The organism is Brakhagea slesvicensis (assembly GCF_052161625.1).
Classification (GTDB): Bacteria; Planctomycetota; Planctomycetia; order Pirellulales; family Pirellulaceae; genus JBKCUI01.
Window position 1 is genome coordinate 5,689,716 of record NZ_CP197412.1, and the last position, 21,313, is coordinate 5,711,028.

Consider the following 21,313-nt stretch of genomic DNA (forward strand, 5'->3'; position numbering starts at 1 on the left):
GAAATTGTAACGCCGACTGGAGAGCATGCAGAAGAGAAGCTGATGCAGCCTATCGGGACTGCGTAAGACGTGGCGGTAGAGCATGCGAAGCATGGAGGTCATTTGACTATCACAAATGCACCGCCGCTTACCACGCTTGTATGGATCCTCCGAAATCGGGAAATAACTTGATTAAAAGAGTTTGTGGCAAGGTGTTCGGCAAAATCAATCTTGTTCAGTGCGAATCAGATTGCGTCGTATCGTATCAGGCATGTCTCGAGAGTAGTATCCGGGAATATGAAGGTTGCCTATCTAATCCATATTATCCACAATGGCTATGCGATAGGATTTTTAATCTAAACATAACCGCCTTCCCTGCGGATTATGCAGCTTGTGGCCTTCGTTGCTTAACCCCTTTTTGAAACACATGAAAAACAATCGAGACTCTTTTCCTCCCGACGAAACTGCAAATTTTCCTACGCTCCTTGAGAGATTAATGCAACTAAATCCATCTGACACCTTCGGACAGCATCTCGTTGTTGTCGAAGTAATGGCAAAGTGCGGTTTGTGTTCTGAATCAGAGTATACGGATTTTATCAATATGCTTGAAAACGCCAATTTGCGTGATGAGCAAAGCAAATACTTGAAGATAATAGCGGGGATTGGGCGGTGTTCGGTTTATGGCCCGTCAGAATTGCACCGTAGCTTTGTCGACCAACTACGAAAACTCTCACCGAGTGATGAGATTTTGTCGTACTCAATTTGCGACGCCCCTTTTGAATGAGGAAGCTGTATCCACTTAACGAGTACCTGTCTTACCTCCCTATCAAGTGGAATTCTCACTGATTAGGCGTTACTCGTTCACCAATAAGAACTAAACCAACTCATTAAACGGGTCCGCCGATGCGGGGGCACGGGGATGACCGAAGTTGGTTTTCCCTGCGTTTTCTCTATGGTTTTTTTGTGGGGGTAATTCCCCCGAGTCTATCGCTCGAGGGGCCGCAAGATGGCGGCCAAAGAGCCGCTTGCGAGCAAGATGATGCACCGAGTGCATGGAGCTAGCTTCTTGTAACAGCAAGTGAAGATCCGTGCGTAGACTCCACCTTCGGTGGTGCGTGTACGCCTGCGGCTGACTGTTAAACGAATTGTTGACGAGCAGGTGGGAATGGACCGACTGTGGCCCCTCTTCGTTTAACAGTCAGCCGATAGGCGTACACGTCTGAATGCGCAAGCAGCTCCATGAATCGGATATTTCGATCGGATCAACGAACCGAGTGAAGTAGGTGCCTTCCCCTTTTGCTCGATCGCATTGCGTTCGTAGTCCCGGTAGGGACGAAAGAAAACGCGGCGAAAGAGATGTGATCTCTGTGGGTTTGCACCCAATCTTGAAGTACGAGACTGGATTGGGTTAGTACCTGTTTCCGAATAGTGAACCAAGCCACGAGGATGGGCCGGTCACGCCCTAGTGAGAATCGGCTGATTGGAGGAACGGTCAGGAACATGGATGGACATGATGCACAGGATCTTCAGAAAACAAAGGTGTTATCCTGTCCATCCTGTTGATCCATGTTGGGTTACTACATGAGTCGCTGCACAAACCTCGGTTTTAAGTCGCCTATCTCCTTTTCGCAGCAACCAAGTTCTGCCCTTATTCTCCACCTGGATGCGAGAGGCGAAAATATTTAGACGACCCAAGAAATGCTTCCATAACATCTTGCAGCAGCATTCCTCGGTCAAAGCGATCATTCCGAGGATGAGCCGGTCACACCCGCACGAGACTGGATTAGGTTAGTACCTGTTTCCGAATAATGAACCAAGCTTATGACATTGCACATTCTCCCCCTCAACCCCAGCCCTTTTCCCCTAAGCCGGGGGCGAAGGGGGCCAGAATGATCGCCTGCGACGCATTCGACCATGATGGAGGGCGCAAACCTGCAGCGGCTTCGTCGTCGCTCGCTTGGTGACCCTCGTTTCTTGGTACAAGTCACAGACGATGCTTCCGAGTCATTAAGGCCGGCTCAGTGGAGAGCGTGGCGCGTATTCGCGAAGGTCGACAAATCCATCTTGATTGACGTCTCGTTGACTAAACCAACGCAACGCCTCCTCTGGATTTCGATTCACGCGAAACTCACTGGGAGAGAGTTTGCCATCTGCGTCCCGGTCCAATTCGTGAAAACGCTTAACACGCGCTGGATCGGCCTCCGATCCGCCTTGCGTCCGCCCGGATTGTTGCCGCGTACGCCGCGACGAATCGGAATAAGGCTCTGGTAGCGGCAAGTAATCGAAGTCAAGAATCATCTTTTCCGTCAGCGCTCGGCGGAGTTGATCTTCGAACTCGGCAAATTCGGGCTTCCCTGCGAGATTATGAAGTTCGGATGGGTCGGACTCCAAGTCATACAGTTCATAGACAGGACGCGGGACTGTGAAATAGGCATTTTTCCAATTCTCAAGCAGCGTACCTTCCTCATTCTGCTTTTTCATTGCAGTCCAGGCAGGTCCCGATGCAGAATCGACCGGGGAATAGGGTAACCACGGGGTGCAATTGTAAATGAACTTGAACCGATCGCTCCGCACCGCTCGTCCCAGATCGTATCCACTGGAAGCCATATTCACGGAGACGGGAGCTGATCCGTGCGGGCCACGTTCTATAAACACATGCCGCCGCGGCTGATAATCAGCTCCGGTAGCAAGCGCCCAAAAACTGACGCCCGACATCGAGTTCGGAATAGGGAGGCCAGCCGCCTCCAGCAAGGTTGGGGCAACATCCTCGCCACTGAGCAAATTCCTGGACTGCGATGCCTTCAAGATTCCGGGGCCACACATGACAAATGGGACATTGGATCCCGGATCGTAAAGCGATCCCTTGCCATGGGGCAATGCAGCACCATTATCGCCGAGGAACACGACAAGGGTGTTCTCCAACAATCCTCGCTCTTCCATCACGGCCAGAACCTTACCCACCGTATCGTCCAATCGATTCACTTCCGCACAGTAGTCCGCAAACTGCTCGCGCATTTCGGGGATGTCCGGCCAATGCGCCGGCAAGCTCAACTCCTTTGGGTTGGGACGCCAAGTTGGTGGGGCATTCCAAACGTGATGCGGATCGCTGAAATTCGCCCACAAAAAGAATGGTTGGTCTTCTGGGCGACCATCGAGAAACTCTTGGATGGTTCCCGGAACCGCTTCATCGCCACAGCCTTTTAGGAAATGAACTCGCTTTTCAAAGGTCCTCAAGTTGTTTTCGCGAAGGATCGAATCCGCAACATCGTTTCCTCGTCCGACCGATCCATCGAGATGATAGGACCGGCCACAAATCCCCGTGTAGTAACCGCCTTGATCTCGCAGGATTTCCGGCAAGGTGATTTGATCGGCAGGCAACGGCGAGGAGAAACGTGTCATGCGCGCCGCCACTGGCGACTTGCCCGTCATGAGCGCCGCTCGCGATGGAACGCATTGAGGACAAGCTGTAAAGAATCGATGCGATGCGAATCCTTCTTTCGCGAGGCGATCGATGTTGGGTGTCCGAATGTTTCGATCGTCGTAGCAGCTCAAGAAAGGATAGCTGTGATCATCGCTTAGGAGCAGCAAGATGTTCGGGCGCTTCACATCGGTCCCATCCAACGAACTTGCTATGGCACGGGATAGCGACTCGGCGTAAAGCAGAGTCGAAGTCATGATCAGGACGGCCGAAAACAGAGAGCTTCGCATGGAAAATCGTCCATTGATGGAGAGGAACCGGCAGATCGACCGAAGGTCACCCAATCAAAGCGCCGCAACGGATTGTTTCATTTTCGCCAAACCGGCTTTCGCGACGACCAAGGGATCTTGTGACCAGTACGCGCGATTGAAGAGCTCCAGGGACAGGACTCCTTGGAAGCCGCTGCTGATCAGCGTTTTGAGCGCGTCGGCAATCGGAGCGATTCCGTCGCCTGGGTAAACACGATCGGCATCATTGATCGACTCTCGAGGGAGATTGGGGTAGTCGTTCATGTGCAAGACATGGACTTTGTGTCCGGCCAGGAACTTTAAATCCTCGAATCGAGATCCCCCTTTATAGAGGTGATAGATGTCAGGCAGGATACAAGCATCTGGATGTTGGGCTTGCGCTGCAACGTAAAGGACTTCGGATAAACGAGACAAGTTTTTCGAGAAGCCCCAGACTTCGAGCTGTGCCAAACAACCGACTTGCGCTCCGACCTCGAGGAGGGATCGGTATCGGTCCGCTGCTAGATCGAGATCCAGTCGATCTCCGTTGGTGGCGCCAGCTGGCGGCGCTGCAATCCGCGTCCCGCCCAAATCGAGGACCATCTGCATTTCCCGTTTGGCTTGCTCCAACCCTTGCTTGCGTTTCGCCTCGTCGTCCACGATCCAGTTCGCGAAGGCGATCGCGCTCTCGACCCGCAGTCCAGCATTGTCGATTCGCTTTCGCAAATCCGCGATCGTCCCACCTCCTTGAACGAATTTGTCCACATCGCGGAGCCAAATCTCGATGCCGTCGTAGCCTGCAGTTTGAACGATTTCGATCTGTTTCTCGATCGGAATGATTTCGCCGTGGATGGTGCTGGTGTTGAGACAGAAGCGAAAGTTTGGCATGGTCTTGTCGATTGGATTGGATTCGGGGGCAACCGTGTGCGCGGGTGCGGTGGCAATGCTGCGGCTTGCTAAAGCCCCGGGCAATGCAGCCGCGGCAGCGAGACCGCTTGCAAAGGCTCTTCGGTGGAATTGGGAAGCTGTCGGCTCGGGCTTCCCTTTAGGATTTTTGCGACTCATAGGAAGGATTGGTCCGAGGAGAGAATTGAGATCAACGTGGAACTAAACGTCCTGTGGGTTCGATGATAAGCACCGGCTTCCAACCCACAGCGGCAACGATACGCCTGCCAAGATGATAACGTATTGCCAGTCACCAATCACGAGAAGCGCTGCTGTGAGAAAGAGGACGAACAACCCGAAAGCGATGACGCGAAGGGATGGGAACAGCATGCAGAATAGAAACGCAATCTGAATCTGGATGACACCATGCGTTATCCACTCGGCCACTGTCACGGTCGCCCACGATGTGGGGAGCCAGCCCTGCGCGTCGGCGAGAAGCTGTCGAACCGCTTCTCCTGTCCACCAACCTTCGTTTCCAAGCATGGTAGTGAGACTGAACAAGAACCAAAGGAAAAAGTGGACCTGCATCAATCGAAGCCCCAGCGTCGCCAGCTCCCGTTTCCATGGAGTGGAAGAGGGTTTGAGGACACTCCCCCGTTTGGCGAAGGGGAGCAATCCGGTCGACGGTAGGAGCAAGCTGTAGAGCAAAAAGGGGAGAACAAGAGAGTCGCCTCGCCCCATGAAAAGAGGTGCGCGATGATGCAACATGGCGAGCAAAACGAACGCAACCAACGCACAGACGCGAGGCGCGATGCTAGCGGCGAGGAGGCCCGACACGACTGCTCCGACCCAACTGAGGGGAACGAGCAAGTTTGGATAGGTATAGAAGATCGACCATCGGTATTCGGCCCCCGTCCCCTCGACACCTTGCCCGACCAAATAGAGGCCCGAGGCGGGATTAAGCCACCCATCCGATCCAAGCCACGCCTCGGCGAAGAGAATATGTCCGATGAATGCAAACATCGACGCGATCCCAAGTCCGATTCGAATCGTGGAGGAATGCACGTCCACGTCCTCTCGAAACCAGAAGCGATTCCAGTCGCTGAAAAGTTTCAGCCATCGATTCATGACTTGGGGCCTCCCGTTTCGATCACGCGTCGCATCGTACGTTGGGGTTCCAAGGCCGGGATGAATCGCAGCGGTCCCGAATCGTCTCGAATGATCGCCGCGCGATAGATCTCTTCGTAACCAACTTCGGGGTCCGAAATCCGTTCGATTCGAACCAGTTCGAACCCATTGCCTTGAATTTTCTCTGCATGGGCCATAACGGATGCGAGGATTTGCGTAACGCTTTCGTCATCCACGGAATCGATGGTAGAGACCAATATTCCGAGCAACTGTCTTTGTTTGAGTCGATCCCAAGTCAACGTTCGGGAATCCAGATAAATCAACGCCTTGTCTTCGTATTGAAGGATAAGGCGGCAAGGCAAATCAGCTTCGGGCGCTCGCCCCCAATCGATCGAAATCATCTCCGTACCCAGCCCCAGACCAAACAGATAGGGGTGAAACGTTGTTAACCAACGATCTTGCGTCGCCGATCGTCTCCAGTTCGAGGAGTAAACGGTCCAAAGAAGAAGGAAGTGGAATACCACGCAGACCGAAATGAACCTCTTCCATGAAGGGGACAATGCGGTGCGGTCAGGAGGGTTCGGATCTAGGTCACGCACAAGGACAAGTTGGATTGGAGAAACGGCGGCGGGAGGTTCATCACAGAACGATCTTGGAGAGTTTAATCATCTTCCTCGATGCGGGAAGCAAGAAGTGTGAAGAACTATTTTCGAAGGCCCAAACAAAAAAAAGACCGGGGTGGTTGCACCTCGGTCTTTTTTGATTGGGTTGGTGGTAACTGGAAGAACCAGTACCGAGCAAACGACATTAAGCAGCTGGCTTCGCGTCGCTAGCGGATGCTGGAGCAGCAGGAGCTGCTGGTGCAGCGGGAGCTGCTGGAGGAGCGGCTTCGGTTGCTTGAACGGCACCAGCGTTAACGGTGGTTCCGCAGGAAGCGCATCCAGCAGCAGGAGCTGCAACGGTTGCACAACCGCAAGCTGGAGCTGTTTCGCAGCAGGTTGGCTCAGGTGCACAGCACTTAGCAGCCTTACGAGCCTTCAAACGAGCGAAGAGACCTTGACGGCCACCGCAGGTTGGAGCTGGTTCGCAGCAAACAGGTGCTGGTTCGCAAGCTGGTGCGCAAACTGGAGCTGGTGCACATACAGGTGCACAAACTGGAGCTGGTTCGCAGCAGGTTGGCTCTGGAGCACAGCACTTAGCAGCCTTGCGAGCCTTCAAACGAGCGAGAAGACCTTGACGGCCACCGCAGGTTGGAGCTGGTTCGCAGCAAACAGGAGCTGGTTCGCAAGCTGGTGCGCAAACAGGTGCTGGTGCACATACAGGTGCACAAACTGGAGCTGGCTCGCAGCAAGAAGCCTTGCGTGCGTGGAGCTTAGCGAGCAAGCCTTCTCGGCCGCCACAAGAAGCCGAAGCAAAAGAGCTCGAGGCAACAACAGCTGCCAAGGCCAACGATGCCAATCGTACCTTAATCATTCGTAACATCCTCCCTAGGGAACAGTAAATGGATCCACGCAACGCCACGATGTACATCCTGAATCAATATGGACCACTCGCGTCAAAACCGATTTCGACGCTCCTTGCGGTGCTTTCGCCTGGTTAACCAATGCTTGGCAAAATCTACCGGTTAGGGGCTTTGCGTAAACTACGTAAGTCGGAAGCGTAACAGACTCCCGTGGCATGTCAACGACCTGAGGGTTGGATTGGGTGACGAAATGTCGTGCTCGAAGGTCGCACCCCAAGAAAACAGTCAGAAATGGAAACGGCTCTCAACAAGTCCGAGAAATTCTGCTAAAAAACCGGTTGGAGCCAGAGTTTGGTAAGAATTTCGAGTCGAAGGAGCTACTTTCCGTGCCTACCCCGTTTTTCGCGTTCCAGCTATCGCAATACATTTTTGGACCGCTGCTGTTTCTTCTCTCGGTGTTTATCATTTTGATCATTCTTCTCCAGCGAGGACGCGGTGGCGGGCTCACCGGTGCGTTGGGGGGTGCCGGGGGCTCGAGCGCTTTTGGCGTCAAGGCAGGTGATATCTTCACTCGGATCACGGCCGTCTCGGTATTGCTTTGGATCTGTTTGTGCGCTTTTGTTTGTTGGTGGTATTTGCCTGAAACGCTGGATATCGAAGCGGATCCGAGCGTCACCACCACCTCCGGTGCCGGAGCCCTCTCGATCGGCCCCAAAGAAGGGGAAGCAATTCCTGCCCCACCTTCGACTGGCCCACCTTCGACTGGCCCGCTCCCAGCTGTTAGCCCGCTCCCGGCTGCTGGCTCCGCCGAAACGCCTGCTCCAACAAGCGAACCCCCCGCTCTCAATTTACCTGCGGCTAATCTTCCGCCAGCGAATCTACCCGCTGCAAACCCACCCGCTGCAAACCCTCCGGCTGCGGATGCACCGGCTCCGGCGGATGGATCGGCACCGGCGAATCCAGCGGGAACTTCCACGGAACCAAAACCGTAGTTTCTTAAACGATTGCTCCTCGCTCTCCCTGGCCCTACTTATGCCGAGCTATTCCTCTCGTTCCCTTTTTCGGCAGGCGTTCCGATGCTGCTGAGCATGACCGGTCATGGCGAGTCTTCGAAGCGAATTGGCGGCTATGCCATCGAGGTGGAGATCCGAACGGTTAACAACCGTTTTTTGAAAATCATTTCCAAGCTTTCCGACTTGGCCGCCCCCATCGAGACCGATCTGGAAGGACTTGCTCGGGATTTTCTCAAACGGGGAAGTGTCAGTTTATTCGTCCGCGTGACATCCAGCGACGTGGAAGAATCGGCGTTCGTCAACCAGCCGGTGCTTCAGGCTTATCTTCGGGCAGCGAAGGAAGCCTCCGACGCCATGCTTCTTCCCTTCCACCCCGATATCAGTGGGTTTATGGCGTTACCCGGTGTCTTGGACACCCCCAAACCGGGGGACAATCCCGAGTTGGAGCAAGCAATCCGGGAAGTTTGCACGAAGGCTCTCCAGGATCTGCAGGAGATGCGACGGGCAGAGGGGGAGGCCATGTCCAACAAATTCCAGGAATATTTGGGAGACCTAAGATCGCTTCGGGATGCCATATCTCGACGAGCTCCGCAGGTGGTTTTGGATTACCAAAGCAAACTGGAGCAGAGAATTCGGACCGCTTGCGAGAGCCGGGGATTGGATCTCGATTCTTCCGAATTCGTTCGAGAGGTCGCACTTTTCTGTGATAAAGCTGACATTTCGGAAGAGTTAACTCGGCTGGAGAGTCACTTTCATCAGTTCGAGACGGTGCTTCGAGCACCGGAGAGCCAAGGTCGGAAGCTCGATTTTCTCATCCAAGAGCTTGGGCGGGAAACCAACACCATTGGCTCGAAGGCAAACGATGCGGAAATATCCGTATGCGTCGTGTCGATGAAGACAATTCTCGAGCAAATTCGCGAGCTTGTGCAAAACATAGAGTAGCTCGATCGTAGAATAGAACTTACAAGACAAACCAACAAAAAGAGCCATTTTCGGGTCCAGCTATGACGGAATTTGGGAAGCTGATTATTATTTCCGGGCCTTCGGGGGCAGGTAAGTCCTCGGTTGTCAAACAGCTCATGGATCGCAGTTCGCTTCCCCTGACATTGAGCGTATCGGCCACCACCCGCCTCCCGCGTCCAGGGGAACAGCATGGCAGAGAGTATTGGTTCCTCAGTCGTGAGGAGTTCGAAAACAAGCGGCTGGCAGGGGAGTTTCTCGAGTGCAAAGAGGTCTTTGGACGAGGAACTTGGTACGGGACCTTGAAAGAGACTGTTTCGGCTGGTCTAAATGAAGGCAAGTGGGTAATCTTAGAGATCGATGTACAAGGTGCGTTGTCGGTGCTTCGAGATTACGCGGACGCCATCACGATTTTCGTCCACCCCGGTTCCATGCAAGAACTGGAAAGACGGCTTCGGGATCGCGGCACAGAATCCGACGATTCTCTCAAGCGGCGGTTGGATGTCGCGGCGGACGAGATGGAAATGCGACATCACTACGCACACGAGATCATCAACGTAAAACTCGACAACACGGTGGAGCAGATCGATCGACTGCTCCAGCAATACCAAGGAGAAAAGATTCCATGCTCGAAGAGTTAAAAGAAGAAGCCATCGTCAACAAAGTCGGCGGACGCTTCAAGCTCTCGACGTTGATCCAAAAGAGGCTTGTACAGCTCAATCGCGGCAGCCGTCCCTTGGTCGATATGAACTCCGACGACAAGATGGAGATTGTGATCCATGAAATCCTTCAGGACAAAATCTTCTTGACGACCAATGGAGAGCTGAAGGTTCTCAGCGAAACCGCAGATTTGGGCGAATTGCTGGATTTGGATTCCGGCGACCTGTAATGCGAATTCGCTCTTATGGCGCATCGCATTGTTGTTGGAATATCTGGCGGTATCGCGGCTTACAAAACGGCGACGCTCGTTAGCAGGCTTGTTCAACGCGGCAACCGCGTCTCGGTTGCCATGACCCCGTCGGCAGAGCATTTTATCGGACGAGCGGCGCTCGCAGCGCTTTGCGGCGAGGCTCCCGTTGTCGACAGCTTCGACAGCCGATTTCCGTTGGGTCCTCATATTCAACTAGCCGACGGTGCGGACTTATTCGTGATTGCCCCGGCGACCGCCCACATTCTCGGGTCTTGTGCCCATGGGCTCGGAGACGGACTGTTGCCGACTCTCTATCTCCAGACCGAATGCCCTGTGTTGATGGCCCCCGCAATGAGCGCTGCGATGTGGTCGAAGCCGTCGGTGCAGCGCAATGTTCAACAACTTCGCGACGATGGCGTTCACTTCGTCGGCCCCGACTCGGGTTGGCTTTCCTGTCGTCGATCGGGCGAAGGTAGAATGTCGGAACCCGATGCCATCCTCGAGGCATGCATGGCTCTGTTGATTCGCGAGGAGTCGTAGCGTCGATTCATGGCTCACATCGTGATTACCTCCGGCCCAACAAGGCAGTACCTGGATCCCGTACGCTACCTCACCAACTCCTCCAGCGGAAAAATGGGGGCTTGCCTTGCCGATTCCGCCCTTCGATTGGGCCACCAAGTCACTGTGATATCCGGGCCCGTCCAAGTCGATTATCCGCCCGATGCGACCGTAATCGACGTAGTCTCCACCCAGGAAATGCTTGAGGCGACACAATCCGCGTTTGCGATGGCCGATGGGCTCATCGGCGCCGCAGCCCCGTGCGACTATATGCCGATCGAAATCGCCCCCCAGAAGCTCTCGAAAACAGGACAAGGACTTCAACTCTCCCTCCGTGAAACACCCGATATCGTTGCGACACTGGGAGCCCTCAAACGGGTCGATCAATGGGTCGTCGGGTTCGCACTCGAAACCGAGGATGTTCGATTTCGCGCGATCGTTAAAATGGCGAAGAAACGTTGCGACATGATCGTTTCCAACAGCGCGGAGGCGATGAACTCCCCCGACAATGCGGTGGAAATCATCAAACGAGACGGAGAAATCGTCGAACAAGTCGCTGGACCGAAGGGGCTTGTGGCCGATCGAATCCTATATCAAATCCAAAAACATCTGCTTGATTCCAATCGATGAACATTGCACCAGAGTATCCCGGTCTTTCTATCCCCCCAAGCCCGCTGGATGTTCTGGTCATCGCCCCCCATCCCGACGATGCAGAGCTCGGAATGGGAGGGACCATCGCCATGCTCATCGCGAAAGGCCTAAGGGTTGGGATTTTAGATCTCACCAATGGCGAACCCACCCCATTCGGTTCGCCCGAGATCCGGGCCAGCGAGACCGCGCACGCCAATGAGATGCTCGGCCATCCATGGCGTTACAATCTTGGACTGCGCAATCGCTTTCTCGAACCGACCCTCGAGAATCGGCGTCTCTTAGCTGGCATCTTTCGGTTGACCCGCCCAAAGTGGCTGTTTGCACCCTACTGGTCGGACGCCCACCCGGACCACGTCGCAGCAACGGAATTGGTCGAAGCTGCTCGATTCTGGAGCAAACTGACCAAAAGCGACATTCCCGGTGAGCCGTTCCATCCCCAACGTATTTTTTATTACTTCTGCATCCATTTGAAACTCGTTCCGCAACCCGCCTTTGTCGTCGATATTTCTTTACACTGGAAAGCAAAAGCGGCCGCGATCGAAGCGTACCAAAGCCAATTCGTCACCGGTCGCCCCGTCCCGGAAGAGCCTTTTATTGAACGCTATCGCGAGGAAGCAGGCTTCTGGGGCAAAGCGATCGGCACTCGCTACGGCGAGCCCTTTGCATCGAAAGAACCGATCGGACTTTCCGATCTCCAATCCTTATTATGAAGCAAGCACCACAGAATACCCTTCACCATCCCATTCACCGCCGAACGTTCGGAATCACCAGTGCCTCTTGGATCCTGCTAGCCGGATGCCCCTCCCGGTCCTCCGACCAGCGCGAGCTTTCAGCTCGAAGGCCGGTGATTGTTGCTACGACAGGCATGATCGCCGATGTCGCCAAGACACTTGTAGGGGAGTTGGCGACGGTCGAGCAATTGATCGGTCCTGGAGTGGATCCCCACCTGTATCGTCCCAGTTCGGATGACGTCCGCAGCATTCTGCGCGCATCGCTAGTCCTCTACAACGGCCTGAAGCTGGAGGGCCGCATGGGGGATGTGCTGGAGAAAAAGTCGGACAACTCCCCACGAATTCCTTTGTGCGACCAACTCCCTCCAGACCGACTGCTTGGTCACGGCGAAGGTGACTCGGCGATGGATCCCCATTGCTGGATGGACTTAACTCTTTGGGAGATGGTCTCTCTCCAAATGGAAGAGGCGATCGTGAATCTCTTACCGGATCACCGAAACGAAATCGTCGGCCGAGGCGCAGCGCTCCGTCAAAAGATGCAGCAACTCAACACCCAGATCTCGGAATGGATGCAATCCATTCCCGCGTCGCAGAGGATTCTCATTTCTTCGCACGATGCATTTCAGTATTTCGGCAAGCAATACAAAATCCGTGTGGAGGGAATTCAAGGCATCTCGACCACCTCGGAAGCAGGACTTAAACGGATCGAAGAACTGGTGTCCTTAATCGTCGATCAAAAAGTCCCAGCTGTATTCATTGAGTCCAGCGTTCCGGAAAAGGGAGTGCAATCGCTTCGCGAGGGAGCGAAGCAGAAGGGTTGGGACGTGGCTCTCGGCGGAACCCTTTACACCGATGCGATGGGGAACGCCCCCCCCACCGACTCGTATCTTGGCATGATGGAACATAATGCTCGCACCATCGTCGAGGCATTAGGGGGCTCTGCGGCCTCTCCTTCCGAACCTACCGTGTCCAGCATGGAGAATCGCCATCCGGCTATTCGTGGAGTGGTTTCGTGATGACGGTTTCCCCCCCCAATCCACCGAGCGACACGCCCGCTATCGCCATCTCCGACTTGACCGTCGCTTACCAGCGCAAGCCTGTTTTGTGGGAAATCAGTCTTGGCATCCCCTCCGGCGCCTTGGTCGGATTGGTGGGCCCCAACGGCGCTGGCAAAAGCACCTTGATCAAGGCCATGATGAACTTGATCCCACGGGTCAGCGGTGATATTCGGCTGGAGGGCAAACCGATGGAAGGGCAACTACCGCGCGTCGCCTATGTCCCCCAGCGAGAGTCGGTCGATTGGGATTTTCCAGCTTCGGTGCTTGATGTTGTTTTGATGGGGCTTTACCGCAAGATCGGTTGGTTTCGCCCCGTGCAGCACAAGCATCGCCAGCAAGCCATGGAGGCGCTCGAGCAAGTAGGAATTGCAGAGCTGGCTTCCCGGCAGATCAGCCAACTCTCAGGTGGCCAACAACAGCGCACGTTTCTAGCCCGGGCATTGGTGCAATCGGCAGATGTCTATTTGATGGATGAACCCTTCGCAGCAGTCGACGCCGCCACCGAGCAGTCGATCATCGAAGTTCTGCGATCGTTGCAACAGAATCGCAAGACGATCCTGGTGGTCCATCATGATTTGCATACCGTCCCTGAGTACTTCGACTGGCTGATCTTGCTCAACGTGCGAGCCGTGGCCTGGGGACCGATGGACTCTACCTTCACCCCCGAGAATCTTCGACGCACCTATGGCGGACGACTTACTCTCCTGGATGAAGTAACCGAAGCGATTCGACGCCGGCAGTCTCTTTAGGACTCCTTGTCTCTGGCGCCGTGACGGGGCTACTCCGACGACTTTTTCGGCGTCAGTCTCACTCGCTGCTCTTCCAAAAATGCGCCATAGCGATTCTCTTCGATTGCCGAACGCGCAGCGGCCATCAGTCGTTGATAAAAGGTCAGATTGTGAATCGACAACAGTGTTGGTCCTAGCATTTCATCGCACATGAAGAGATGGCGGATATATGCGCGCGAGTGTTTGCACGCCAAGCAGGGACAATCCTCTTCGATGGGTCGCTCATCGCGAGTGTGGCAACTGTTGCGCATCCGGAGCGGTCCATCTGCCGTAAACGCTAGCGCGTTTCGTCCGTTTCGAGTTGGCATGACGCAATCGAACATGTCGATGCCCCTCGCGACACCTTCTACCAAATCGATCGGAGTTCCTACTCCCATTAAATAACGAGGTTGGTCGATCGGCAAAGCAGGACAAATGCCATCGAGCACTCGAAGCATCTCTTCGGGCGGCTCGCCAACGCTCAGTCCACCCACGGCGTAACCATCGAAACCGATCGCGACCAATCCCTCTGCACACTGCTGTCGGAGTTCGATATCGAGGCCACCTTGTACGATCGCGAACAACGCTTGATCCTGGCGAGATGCGAATCGTTTGCACCGTTCCGCCCACCGGATACTGCGATGCATAGCGTCGAGGACCACAGATTTTTCAGCAGGCAATGCGATCACATGATCGAGGACCATCGCGACGTCGCTACCGAGCTCCTGCTGGATTCGAATGGAGTCTTCGGGACGCAGATGGATCTTGGCACCATTCAAATGCGATTTGAACGTCGCACCATCCTCGGTGACTTGATTCAAATCCCCTAGCGAGAATATCTGAAAGCCGCCACTATCGGTGAGGATGGGTTTGTCCCAGCCGATGAATTGGTGCAGCCCTCCTAGTTCCGCAATGAGTTCGGAGGTAGGACGCAGCGCCAAGTGGTAGGTATTCCCCAGCAGAATATCCGCTCCGGTCCCTGCTACCTGGCCTATGGTCAACCCCTTCACGGTTCCCTGCGTTCCCACAGGCATGAATGCAGGAGTTTGGACAACACCGTGGGTGAGATGCAAGCGTCCTCGCCTTGCATGGGTCGACGAATCCACCCCCAAAAGGTCAAAAGGAAATCGAGACGATTGGACCATACCTTAGCGCCGTTGATCCAATATTTCACGCGCAACAGTCTCTGCCGAACCGGTCGCTTGCAAGCGTCCCAACCAGAAACTGAGCTCTTGTTGGTTTGGAGTTCGGTTTACTAGGGCAGTCACCAAGCTCTGTACATAGGCAGCGTCATCGCCTCGGAACATTTCACGATACTTGATGCTGGAAAGAATCCCGACTTTCAAACCATCGAGCGAGTTTCCTTGGCTCAAGTAGCCTTGCCATCCCACCAATTCCGCGGATGAAGGGGCGCGACCCAAGTATTGCAGAAAGAGCTTGCCAATCGCTTCACTGGAACCGCCGAACGAAGGGGGATATGCCGCGCTGACAGACGAGCCGGCCGTCGAGATTCCGCCGGAACGGTCTAATACCAAGTTGTAGTTTTGGCCTAAGGAGCTGGCGTTGAGCGTAGGTGGATTGTTGAGCTGGTACAGGATCTGCGAGCCGTACGTAATGGTCGCGATCAGCTGATACTGGTCACTCGGCGAAACATAACGTGGATCGACATTGAGTTCATACGCATAAGGCCCGAAGCCTTGCACAGCCACCGTGGTGCTTCCTCCTCCGACTTCGTAGAACGGCCTCGTGATATTCTTCAATTGCACATTGAGATAAGCACCCGCTGGCAGATTCAAGTTATCTCGGATCGCGATCGAACCGGACAAGGCGCTGGAATTGGAGGTCAAGTTAGCGGTGACGCTTCGCAAGCTCCGCGTTCGCGAATCCATAATCAACAGATTGATTCGGCCGTAGGTGTCAGCATATCGTTTGATCTCTTCGGCGAGCTCGATCACTCGGCCATCGACCAGGCCCAAACGAGATGGGCCAGCAGCGACGACCACATCGTTCACACCCAACCCGGCTTGCTGTGCCGCGCTACCGGGCGCGACCGTCGTCACGATTGCCCCTACTTCGTTGTTCTGAATCCCTACTCCCAACTTCCAATCACGGCGCGTGTTGAGGTAGCCACCAGGGTACGAGGGGGCTCCCCAGTTTCCTGTGCTGGATGCGGAGGGTGTGGCAGTGCTCGGAGTTGGAAAGGTCGAACGAGGCAGGGCACCGGAAAGCATATCGACCCATGTGGACGATTGAGCTGAAACCCGCTCGCCAGACACTAGCAATGCGATTCCTACCCCAAATGCAATTAGCTTATTCATGTTGTGGCTCCTGAAAAATAATTCTTGGGGTTATCGCATCTGCGTTCCACAGATCTCGTCCAATTCTTTATGAATGAACGAGGGATCCAACGGGAAGAAACCCGCGCGGATCGCTTCCATCTGTCCATCTCGGCTCAAGATGTAGCGAAGCATCGACTCGCGCAGTCCACCGTCGGTTTTCATTTGCGCCTTGTCGAAGACCAGAACAAGCGGTCGCACCAAAGGGTATTGGCCGCTCAAAAAACTTTGTTCATTGGCCGGCACGACAGTCCCTTTCAGCGAGAGAGCCACGGTTCGGACCCCTGGCACCGCATCCCCAAAACCGGCGATACCGACAGCTGCCGTGTCCTTCGCGATCGCTTCGCAGACCGCTTGACTGGACATGTGCGAGCCAACTTCCTTGGCAACGTTTTCTCCTCGCAGAAGAAACTGCTTGATGAAAGCGGTCGTGCCAGCGATCTCGCTGCGCGCGTGAATGCGTATCGATTGGTCTGCCAATGCACCAGTCACACCCAACTCCCCCCATTTCGCATGATGGATGCCTTTTTGGTCCGGCGCTCTCAAAATTCCTTCGAGCTGCTCCGGGGTGACCGCTGCGAGCGGATTGGATTCATGCACATACAAGGCGAGTGGATCGAGCGCGACGATGATACTCATTGGCTCTTTGCATTTTCCCGCCTTGAGCAATGCAATTTCTTGTTCGGAAATCGGGCGACTTGCACCGACGATCAAGGTCGGGTCTTCCGCGAGCGCTTTGATACCCGCATCTGTGCCATCTGGCCCGCGAGTGAATTCCACTTTGGTATGGAAGTTTCGAAAACGATCCGCCCAAGCTTTGCCGAGCAACATCATGGTGGTCGAGCCACTGAGCTTCGCTGCCCCTTGAAGGTCCTTTGCGGGATGATAAAGCTCTAAACACTCCAGCAGTGACATGAGAGCCAAGTGCTGGGAATCCGGGGCCGATGGAGAGCTCCCCGTGGCCACACCGCCGGCTTGAATTGCAACCGGATTGCTTGCGGGAGTTGCACGGGTTTGAGCCGAAGCGACACCGCTCCAACCCATCGTAATGAACAAAAGACAGCAAACGACTGCGACGCGCATGAAACTCCTCCTTGGTATCGCCAACGCTGAACAATCGCCCCAATCTACCGAAATTCGCATTGGGTGCCCAGATCGATCCCCCGAGGAACGTCCATTACGAGGGAGATCGGGCGGGATCCTGCAATCCGTTGAGCCGGAAACCGCGCTCGCGCAGCAGGCATGAATCACAGTGCCCACAAGCGAACCCGCCCGGGAGTGGATCGTAGCATGAGGAAGTGAGAGAATAATCGACCCCCAGCTCCAACCCTTTTCGAATAATCTCCTCCTTGGACCAATGGATCAACGGTGCGTGGATGGTGAGGCGATCTCCCTCCACCGCCCGCTTCGTCGCCAGATTCGCCATGGTTTCGAAGGCTTGGATATACTCCGGCCGACAGTCGGGGTAACCGCTGTAGTCCAGGGCATTCACCCCGACAAAAATATCATTCGATTGAAGGACTTCCGCCCAGGCGAGAGCATAGGATAGAAAGACGGTGTTTCGGGCAGGGACGTAGGTAAGAGGAATATCGCCCCCAATTTCGTCGACCGTTTCATGCTTCGGGACATCGATCGAGACATCCGTCAACGCGCTCCCGCCCAACTTGCCAAGGTCGATGTCGAGGATCACATGTTTTTCTGCGTGGAAGTCCTTGGCGACCGACTGAGCCTTTTCTAATTCGACTCGATGCCGTTGACCGTATCGGAAACTGATAGCGAACAAGGAGAATCCTTGCTCGCGTGCGAGTGCCATGCAGGTCGCCGAATCGAGTCCGCCACTTAACAGCACCACTGCGGGTTTCTTTAAATTCTTCATCTTCGGAGCATTCTCTTTCTAGGAGGGAACCGATGAATCTCTATAATCCCGCCATGGCCATCATCGAAATCCGCAACTTGTCAAAATCGTATCGCGTCTACCAAAAGAAAGAAGGGCTTGGGCAAGCTCTCCGAGGGCTCTTTCATCGCGAGTACAAGACCGTAGAAGCGGTCCGCAATGTCAGCTTGCAGGTGGAGCCAGGTGAGTTCGTGGCGTTCCTCGGCCCGAACGGAGCGGGGAAGACGACAACCCTCAAACTCTTGTCCGGTGTGATCTACCCCACCTCGGGTGCAGCGACCGTGATGGGGTTTGTGCCTTGGCAACGAAGCCTGGAATACCGCAGACGATTCGCATTGGTTATGGGACAAAAGAACCAACTCTGGTGGGATCTTCCCGCGCAGGAGTCCTTTCGCTTGCATCAACAGATCTACCACATCGACGATGCGAGCTTTCGACGAACAAAAGACGAATTGACAGACCTGCTCGAAGTCGGCGAACTGCTGGGGCGACCGGTGCGAGAACTCTCGCTCGGCGAACGGATGAAGATGGAGCTCATCGCCGCACTGCTGCACAGTCCGGAAGTCCTCTTTTTGGATGAGCCGACCATCGGTTTGGATGTCATCGCGCAGCACAAAATCCAGCAGTTCCTCAAGCACTACCAAGAGGAGCGAAAAATCACGGTCTTGCTAACGAGCCACTACATGAAAGATGTGGCTGCACTTTGCAAACGTGTCGTGGTTATCGCGCAGGGTACGGTGCAATACGACGGATCACTCGAAGGGATCGTGGAAGACTTCTCCACGAACAAGATCATCACGCTCGAGCTTGCTGCCGGCTCGTCGCCTGACGGTTTGGAGCGATTCGGAACCATCGAGAAGATCGTGATGCCGAGGGTTTCGCTCCGTTGCGATCGGAGTGAAGTGTCGCAGGTCCTTTCGGGGATCCTCAGCAACTACAAGATTCACGACATGGCAGTCGAGGACCCACCGCTCGAAGAAGTGATCGCCAAACTCTTTGCGCATGTTTCTGGCCCCAAGGCTCCTTCGAACCTTGCATCGAACGAGGTTTCCTCATGAGCGACTGGGCCACCGCGTTGAGTTTGCGATGGAATATCCTCAAAATGGCACTAGCGGAGCGAGTCGCGTACCGTGGGGATTTCGCGATCGGGACACTGATGCGATTCTTGCCCATCGTCACCCAGATTTTTCTATGGTGGGCGATCTTTCAATCGCTCGATCCCGAGTCCCCAAAAACCGCCACTCTTAGCGGTTACACCTTTCAAGACATGGTCGCCTATTATTTGCTCACCATGGTAGGGCGAGCTTTTTCGTCGATGCCCGGACTTTCGTCTAGCATCGCCCTCAAAGTGCGCGATGGCGAAATCAAAAAGTTCTTGGTGCAACCGATTGATCTGCTTTCCTTTATTTTTTGGTCGCGAGTGGCACACAAACTGGCTTACTACACGGTCGCCACTCTACCGTTCGCCTTGGTGTTTTTCCTGTGTCGCGATTACTTCGTTCGCGGTTGGCCGGAGCCTGAGATCCTGTTCGCATTCGCCGGCTCTCTGGTCTTTAGCTTTGCTCTTGGATTTTATCTCGAGACCTGTATCGGGCTCGTCGGGTTTTGGATGCTCGAGGTTTCATCCCTGTTATTTGTGTACATGCTTTTTCAATTCTTCTTGTCAGGGCACATGTTCCCGCTCGACATTCTCCCCGAGCCATATGCAACCATCGTCGGATACTTGCCCATCAAATATCTCGCTTACTTTCCTGCAGCGGTCTTTCTCGGCAAGGTGACGGGAACAGCATTGGCGATCGACATGGCCATGCTCATCGGATGGACCCTTTTCTTTTTCGTACTCAGCCGGGTGCTGTACAGTGCCGGATTGAAACGGTACAGCGGATTCGGCGGATAAAAACGGGCTCGCGTGAATACGGGCTCTTGTAAAAACGGGCTCGCGCGTTGAACTCAGGCGCAAAAAAAAGAGCCGGAATGCATCGTGCGATTCCGACTCTTGGATGTTGTTTCATAGCCGCTGTGGAGGAGATCACCACCACAGCAGAGTTCGATTTTCAGTCAGCGCCAAAACTTACAGGAGCTTTGCCAATCGTGCGCAAAGGTCAGCGGTTCGACAGCTGTAACCCCATTCGTTGTCGTACCAAGAAACGACCTTCACCAGCTTGCCCTTGTCACCGAGGACTTGGGTGAAGTCGGCGGCAAAGATACTGCTGTGCGAATCGTCGATGATGTCGCTGGAGACGATTGGATCTTCGGTGTAGCAAAGGATCCCCTTGAGAGGGCCCTCTGCGGCCGCTTTCATCGCTGCATTGATTTCTGCGACCGTCGCATCCTTTTTGAGGTTCGCGGTCAAGTCGACGACCGAACCGGTTGGAACGGGAACTCGCATCGCGATGCCAGTCAGCTTGCCCTTCAACTCAGGAATGACCAAACCAACTGCCGAAGCTGCTCCAGTCGTCGTAGGGATGATGTTCAGTGCGGCGGCGCGAGCGCGATACGCATCCGCGTGCGGCATATCCTGAACGCGTTGATCGTTCGTGTAAGCATGAACGGTGGTCATCAAGCCGGTCTCGATACCGAAGGTCTCGTTGAGAACCTTGGCGACTGGAGCCAAGCAATTCGTGGTGCAGGATGCGTTGGAGATACACTTGAGATCTTTCGTAAGTTTGTCGTCGTTAACACCGAGAACACACGTCAAATCGGCTCCATCCTTGGCAGGGGCGCTCAACACGACTCGTTTCGCACCCGCGGTGAGGTGGGAATCGTAACCTGGCTTTCCGTCCTTCGCCCGACCGGTGAAAAATCCGGTGCTCTCGATCACGATGTCGATCTTATTCTCACCCCAAGGCAACTTGGTCGGATCCTTCTCGGCCAATGCCAGGATCTTCTTGCCGTCGACGATCAAGTGCTTGTCGTCGTAGCTCACCGTGCCGTTGTAGCGACCGTGAATACTGTCGTACTTGAGAAGAGTTGCGAGCATTGCGTTGTCGGTCAAGTCATTGACGGCAACAACTTCGAACTCGCTCGATCGGCTCATCAAGTTGCGGAATGTCAATCGACCGATACGACCAAACCCGTTAATTGCGATTCGAACTGTCACCGCTGGTATCTCCAACTCATAAATGAAACGAACACCGATTGAGGCCGCCGCGTACCCCGTCGTTCGCGATCAGGTTACTTCCCCAATCCATCCACCGAAAAAACCACGTCGTCCACTAGACGACCGGTTCAACCTCGATGTGCCGATGAATATACAAACGACCAGAAACATCAGCA

Annotated in this window: 20 protein-coding genes; 11 read left to right on the forward strand and 9 right to left on the reverse strand. The window is 54.5% G+C overall.

From position 1 onward, the window contains the following. Nucleotides 1-1,986 precede the first annotated feature (1,986 nt). Genes SH467x_RS21490 through SH467x_RS21505 form a run of 4 tightly spaced genes read right to left on the reverse strand, consistent with a single transcriptional unit; the run spans nucleotide 1,987 to nucleotide 6,296 of the window. A complete protein-coding gene (locus SH467x_RS21490) occupies nucleotides 1,987-3,687 on the reverse strand; it encodes a sulfatase-like hydrolase/transferase (protein WP_482369143.1) in 1,701 nt (566 codons plus the stop codon). 54 nt (nucleotides 3,688-3,741) lie between these two features. After that, nucleotides 3,742-4,749, reverse strand: a complete 1,008-nt coding sequence (locus tag SH467x_RS21495) for a sugar phosphate isomerase/epimerase family protein (protein WP_482369144.1) — start codon at nucleotides 4,747-4,749, stop codon at nucleotides 3,742-3,744. Nucleotides 4,750-4,791: 42 nt separating this feature from the next. Continuing rightward, nucleotides 4,792-5,697 (reverse strand): hypothetical protein, encoded by a 906-nt coding sequence (locus SH467x_RS21500; RefSeq protein ID WP_482369145.1) that lies wholly within the window; start codon nucleotides 5,695-5,697, stop codon nucleotides 4,792-4,794. After that, complete coding sequence (locus SH467x_RS21505; protein ID WP_482369146.1) at nucleotides 5,694-6,296, reverse strand: hypothetical protein; 603 nt, start codon at nucleotides 6,294-6,296, stop codon at nucleotides 5,694-5,696. Before SH467x_RS21505 ends, SH467x_RS21500 begins: the two co-directional genes overlap by 4 nt. 1,249 nt (nucleotides 6,297-7,545) lie before the next feature. On the opposite strand from SH467x_RS21505, the gene secG reads away from it, so the two are divergent. From secG to SH467x_RS21550, 9 genes are all read left to right on the forward strand, one after another. After that, a complete protein-coding gene (secG, locus tag SH467x_RS21510) occupies nucleotides 7,546-8,151 on the forward strand; it encodes a preprotein translocase subunit SecG (RefSeq protein ID WP_482369147.1) in 606 nt (201 codons plus the stop codon). Nucleotides 8,152-8,163: 12 nt separating this feature from the next. Then, nucleotides 8,164-9,114 carry a YicC/YloC family endoribonuclease gene (locus tag SH467x_RS21515; protein WP_482369148.1) on the forward strand — a complete coding sequence of 317 codons (951 nt, stop codon included), beginning with the start codon at nucleotides 8,164-8,166 and terminating at the stop codon, nucleotides 9,112-9,114. Between the two features lie 62 nt (nucleotides 9,115-9,176). Next, the gene (gene gmk / locus SH467x_RS21520) at nucleotides 9,177-9,773 is read left to right on the forward strand and encodes a guanylate kinase (protein WP_482369149.1); all 597 of its coding nucleotides are present in this window, start codon (nucleotides 9,177-9,179) and stop codon (nucleotides 9,771-9,773) included. Continuing rightward, nucleotides 9,758-10,021: a DNA-directed RNA polymerase subunit omega gene (locus SH467x_RS21525; RefSeq protein WP_482369150.1), complete on the forward strand. Its 264-nt coding sequence runs from the start codon at nucleotides 9,758-9,760 to the stop codon at nucleotides 10,019-10,021. The genes gmk and SH467x_RS21525 overlap by 16 nt, the downstream gene beginning before the upstream one ends. Before the next feature lie 15 nt (nucleotides 10,022-10,036). Further along, nucleotides 10,037-10,582, forward strand: a complete 546-nt coding sequence (locus tag SH467x_RS21530; protein WP_482369151.1) for a flavoprotein — start codon at nucleotides 10,037-10,039, stop codon at nucleotides 10,580-10,582. 9 nt (nucleotides 10,583-10,591) lie between these two features. Beyond that, complete coding sequence (locus tag SH467x_RS21535; RefSeq protein ID WP_482369152.1) at nucleotides 10,592-11,230, forward strand: phosphopantothenoylcysteine decarboxylase domain-containing protein; 639 nt, start codon at nucleotides 10,592-10,594, stop codon at nucleotides 11,228-11,230. Beyond that, nucleotides 11,227-11,961, forward strand: coding sequence for a bacillithiol biosynthesis deacetylase BshB1 (gene bshB1, locus SH467x_RS21540; protein ID WP_482369153.1), 735 nt, complete (start codon nucleotides 11,227-11,229; stop codon nucleotides 11,959-11,961). The genes SH467x_RS21535 and bshB1 overlap by 4 nt, the downstream gene beginning before the upstream one ends. Beyond that, nucleotides 11,958-12,998: a metal ABC transporter solute-binding protein, Zn/Mn family gene (locus SH467x_RS21545; RefSeq protein ID WP_482369154.1), complete on the forward strand. Its 1,041-nt coding sequence runs from the start codon at nucleotides 11,958-11,960 to the stop codon at nucleotides 12,996-12,998. Before bshB1 ends, SH467x_RS21545 begins: the two co-directional genes overlap by 4 nt. After that, nucleotides 12,998-13,789, forward strand: a complete 792-nt coding sequence (locus tag SH467x_RS21550) for a metal ABC transporter ATP-binding protein (RefSeq protein ID WP_482369155.1) — start codon at nucleotides 12,998-13,000, stop codon at nucleotides 13,787-13,789. Before SH467x_RS21545 ends, SH467x_RS21550 begins: the two co-directional genes overlap by 1 nt. A gap of 29 nt (nucleotides 13,790-13,818) precedes the next feature. Here SH467x_RS21550 and tgt read toward each other — a convergent pair whose 3' ends face one another. The 4 genes from tgt to queC all read right to left on the reverse strand — a co-directional run bounded on the left by tgt (nucleotide 13,819) and on the right by queC (nucleotide 18,019). After that, the gene (gene tgt, locus SH467x_RS21555) at nucleotides 13,819-14,952 is read right to left on the reverse strand and encodes a tRNA guanosine(34) transglycosylase Tgt (RefSeq protein WP_482369156.1); all 1,134 of its coding nucleotides are present in this window, start codon (nucleotides 14,950-14,952) and stop codon (nucleotides 13,819-13,821) included. A 3-nt stretch (nucleotides 14,953-14,955) separates the two neighbouring features. Next, complete coding sequence (locus SH467x_RS21560) at nucleotides 14,956-16,125, reverse strand: YbaY family lipoprotein (protein WP_482369157.1); 1,170 nt, start codon at nucleotides 16,123-16,125, stop codon at nucleotides 14,956-14,958. A gap of 30 nt (nucleotides 16,126-16,155) precedes the next feature. Beyond that, nucleotides 16,156-17,226 carry a PstS family phosphate ABC transporter substrate-binding protein gene (locus SH467x_RS21565; RefSeq protein WP_482369158.1) on the reverse strand — a complete coding sequence of 357 codons (1,071 nt, stop codon included), beginning with the start codon at nucleotides 17,224-17,226 and terminating at the stop codon, nucleotides 16,156-16,158. A gap of 94 nt (nucleotides 17,227-17,320) precedes the next feature. Beyond that, nucleotides 17,321-18,019 carry a 7-cyano-7-deazaguanine synthase QueC gene (gene queC / locus SH467x_RS21570; RefSeq protein ID WP_482369159.1) on the reverse strand — a complete coding sequence of 233 codons (699 nt, stop codon included), beginning with the start codon at nucleotides 18,017-18,019 and terminating at the stop codon, nucleotides 17,321-17,323. A gap of 53 nt (nucleotides 18,020-18,072) precedes the next feature. On the opposite strand from queC, the gene SH467x_RS21575 reads away from it, so the two are divergent. Together SH467x_RS21575 and SH467x_RS21580 are read left to right on the forward strand one after the other, a co-directional pair. Beyond that, on the forward strand, nucleotides 18,073-19,095 hold the full coding sequence (locus SH467x_RS21575; RefSeq protein ID WP_482371409.1) for an ABC transporter ATP-binding protein: 1,023 nt from the start codon (nucleotides 18,073-18,075) through the stop codon (nucleotides 19,093-19,095). After that, on the forward strand, nucleotides 19,092-19,934 hold the full coding sequence (locus tag SH467x_RS21580; protein ID WP_482369160.1) for an ABC transporter permease: 843 nt from the start codon (nucleotides 19,092-19,094) through the stop codon (nucleotides 19,932-19,934). Before SH467x_RS21575 ends, SH467x_RS21580 begins: the two co-directional genes overlap by 4 nt. Nucleotides 19,935-20,108: 174 nt before the next feature. Here the strand turns inward: SH467x_RS21580 and gap are convergent, their stop codons facing one another. Next, on the reverse strand, nucleotides 20,109-21,137 hold the full coding sequence (gene gap / locus SH467x_RS21585) for a type I glyceraldehyde-3-phosphate dehydrogenase (RefSeq protein WP_482369161.1): 1,029 nt from the start codon (nucleotides 21,135-21,137) through the stop codon (nucleotides 20,109-20,111). Nucleotides 21,138-21,313: the final 176 nt, after the last annotated feature.

What these genes read in the sequence shown, in the direction of transcription:
- SH467x_RS21490 (WP_482369143.1), bottom strand. Translation starts at nt 3,687, where the DNA reads ATGCGAAGCTCTCTGTTTTCGGCCGTCCTGATCATGACTTCGACTCTG.
- SH467x_RS21495 (WP_482369144.1), bottom strand. Translation starts at nt 4,749, where the DNA reads ATGAGTCGCAAAAATCCTAAAGGGAAGCCCGAGCCGACAGCTTCCCAA.
- SH467x_RS21500 (WP_482369145.1), bottom strand. Translation starts at nt 5,697, where the DNA reads ATGAATCGATGGCTGAAACTTTTCAGCGACTGGAATCGCTTCTGGTTT.
- gmk (WP_482369149.1), top strand. Translation starts at nt 9,177, where the DNA reads ATGACGGAATTTGGGAAGCTGATTATTATTTCCGGGCCTTCGGGGGCA.
- SH467x_RS21525 (WP_482369150.1), top strand. Translation starts at nt 9,758, where the DNA reads ATGCTCGAAGAGTTAAAAGAAGAAGCCATCGTCAACAAAGTCGGCGGA.
- SH467x_RS21530 (WP_482369151.1), top strand. Translation starts at nt 10,037, where the DNA reads ATGGCGCATCGCATTGTTGTTGGAATATCTGGCGGTATCGCGGCTTAC.
- SH467x_RS21535 (WP_482369152.1), top strand. Translation starts at nt 10,592, where the DNA reads ATGGCTCACATCGTGATTACCTCCGGCCCAACAAGGCAGTACCTGGAT.
- bshB1 (WP_482369153.1), top strand. Translation starts at nt 11,227, where the DNA reads ATGAACATTGCACCAGAGTATCCCGGTCTTTCTATCCCCCCAAGCCCG.
- SH467x_RS21545 (WP_482369154.1), top strand. Translation starts at nt 11,958, where the DNA reads ATGAAGCAAGCACCACAGAATACCCTTCACCATCCCATTCACCGCCGA.
- SH467x_RS21550 (WP_482369155.1), top strand. Translation starts at nt 12,998, where the DNA reads ATGACGGTTTCCCCCCCCAATCCACCGAGCGACACGCCCGCTATCGCC.
- tgt (WP_482369156.1), bottom strand. Translation starts at nt 14,952, where the DNA reads ATGGTCCAATCGTCTCGATTTCCTTTTGACCTTTTGGGGGTGGATTCG.
- SH467x_RS21560 (WP_482369157.1), bottom strand. Translation starts at nt 16,125, where the DNA reads ATGAATAAGCTAATTGCATTTGGGGTAGGAATCGCATTGCTAGTGTCT.
- SH467x_RS21565 (WP_482369158.1), bottom strand. Translation starts at nt 17,226, where the DNA reads ATGCGCGTCGCAGTCGTTTGCTGTCTTTTGTTCATTACGATGGGTTGG.
- queC (WP_482369159.1), bottom strand. Translation starts at nt 18,019, where the DNA reads ATGAAGAATTTAAAGAAACCCGCAGTGGTGCTGTTAAGTGGCGGACTC.
- SH467x_RS21575 (WP_482371409.1), top strand. Translation starts at nt 18,073, where the DNA reads ATGGCCATCATCGAAATCCGCAACTTGTCAAAATCGTATCGCGTCTAC.
- SH467x_RS21580 (WP_482369160.1), top strand. Translation starts at nt 19,092, where the DNA reads ATGAGCGACTGGGCCACCGCGTTGAGTTTGCGATGGAATATCCTCAAA.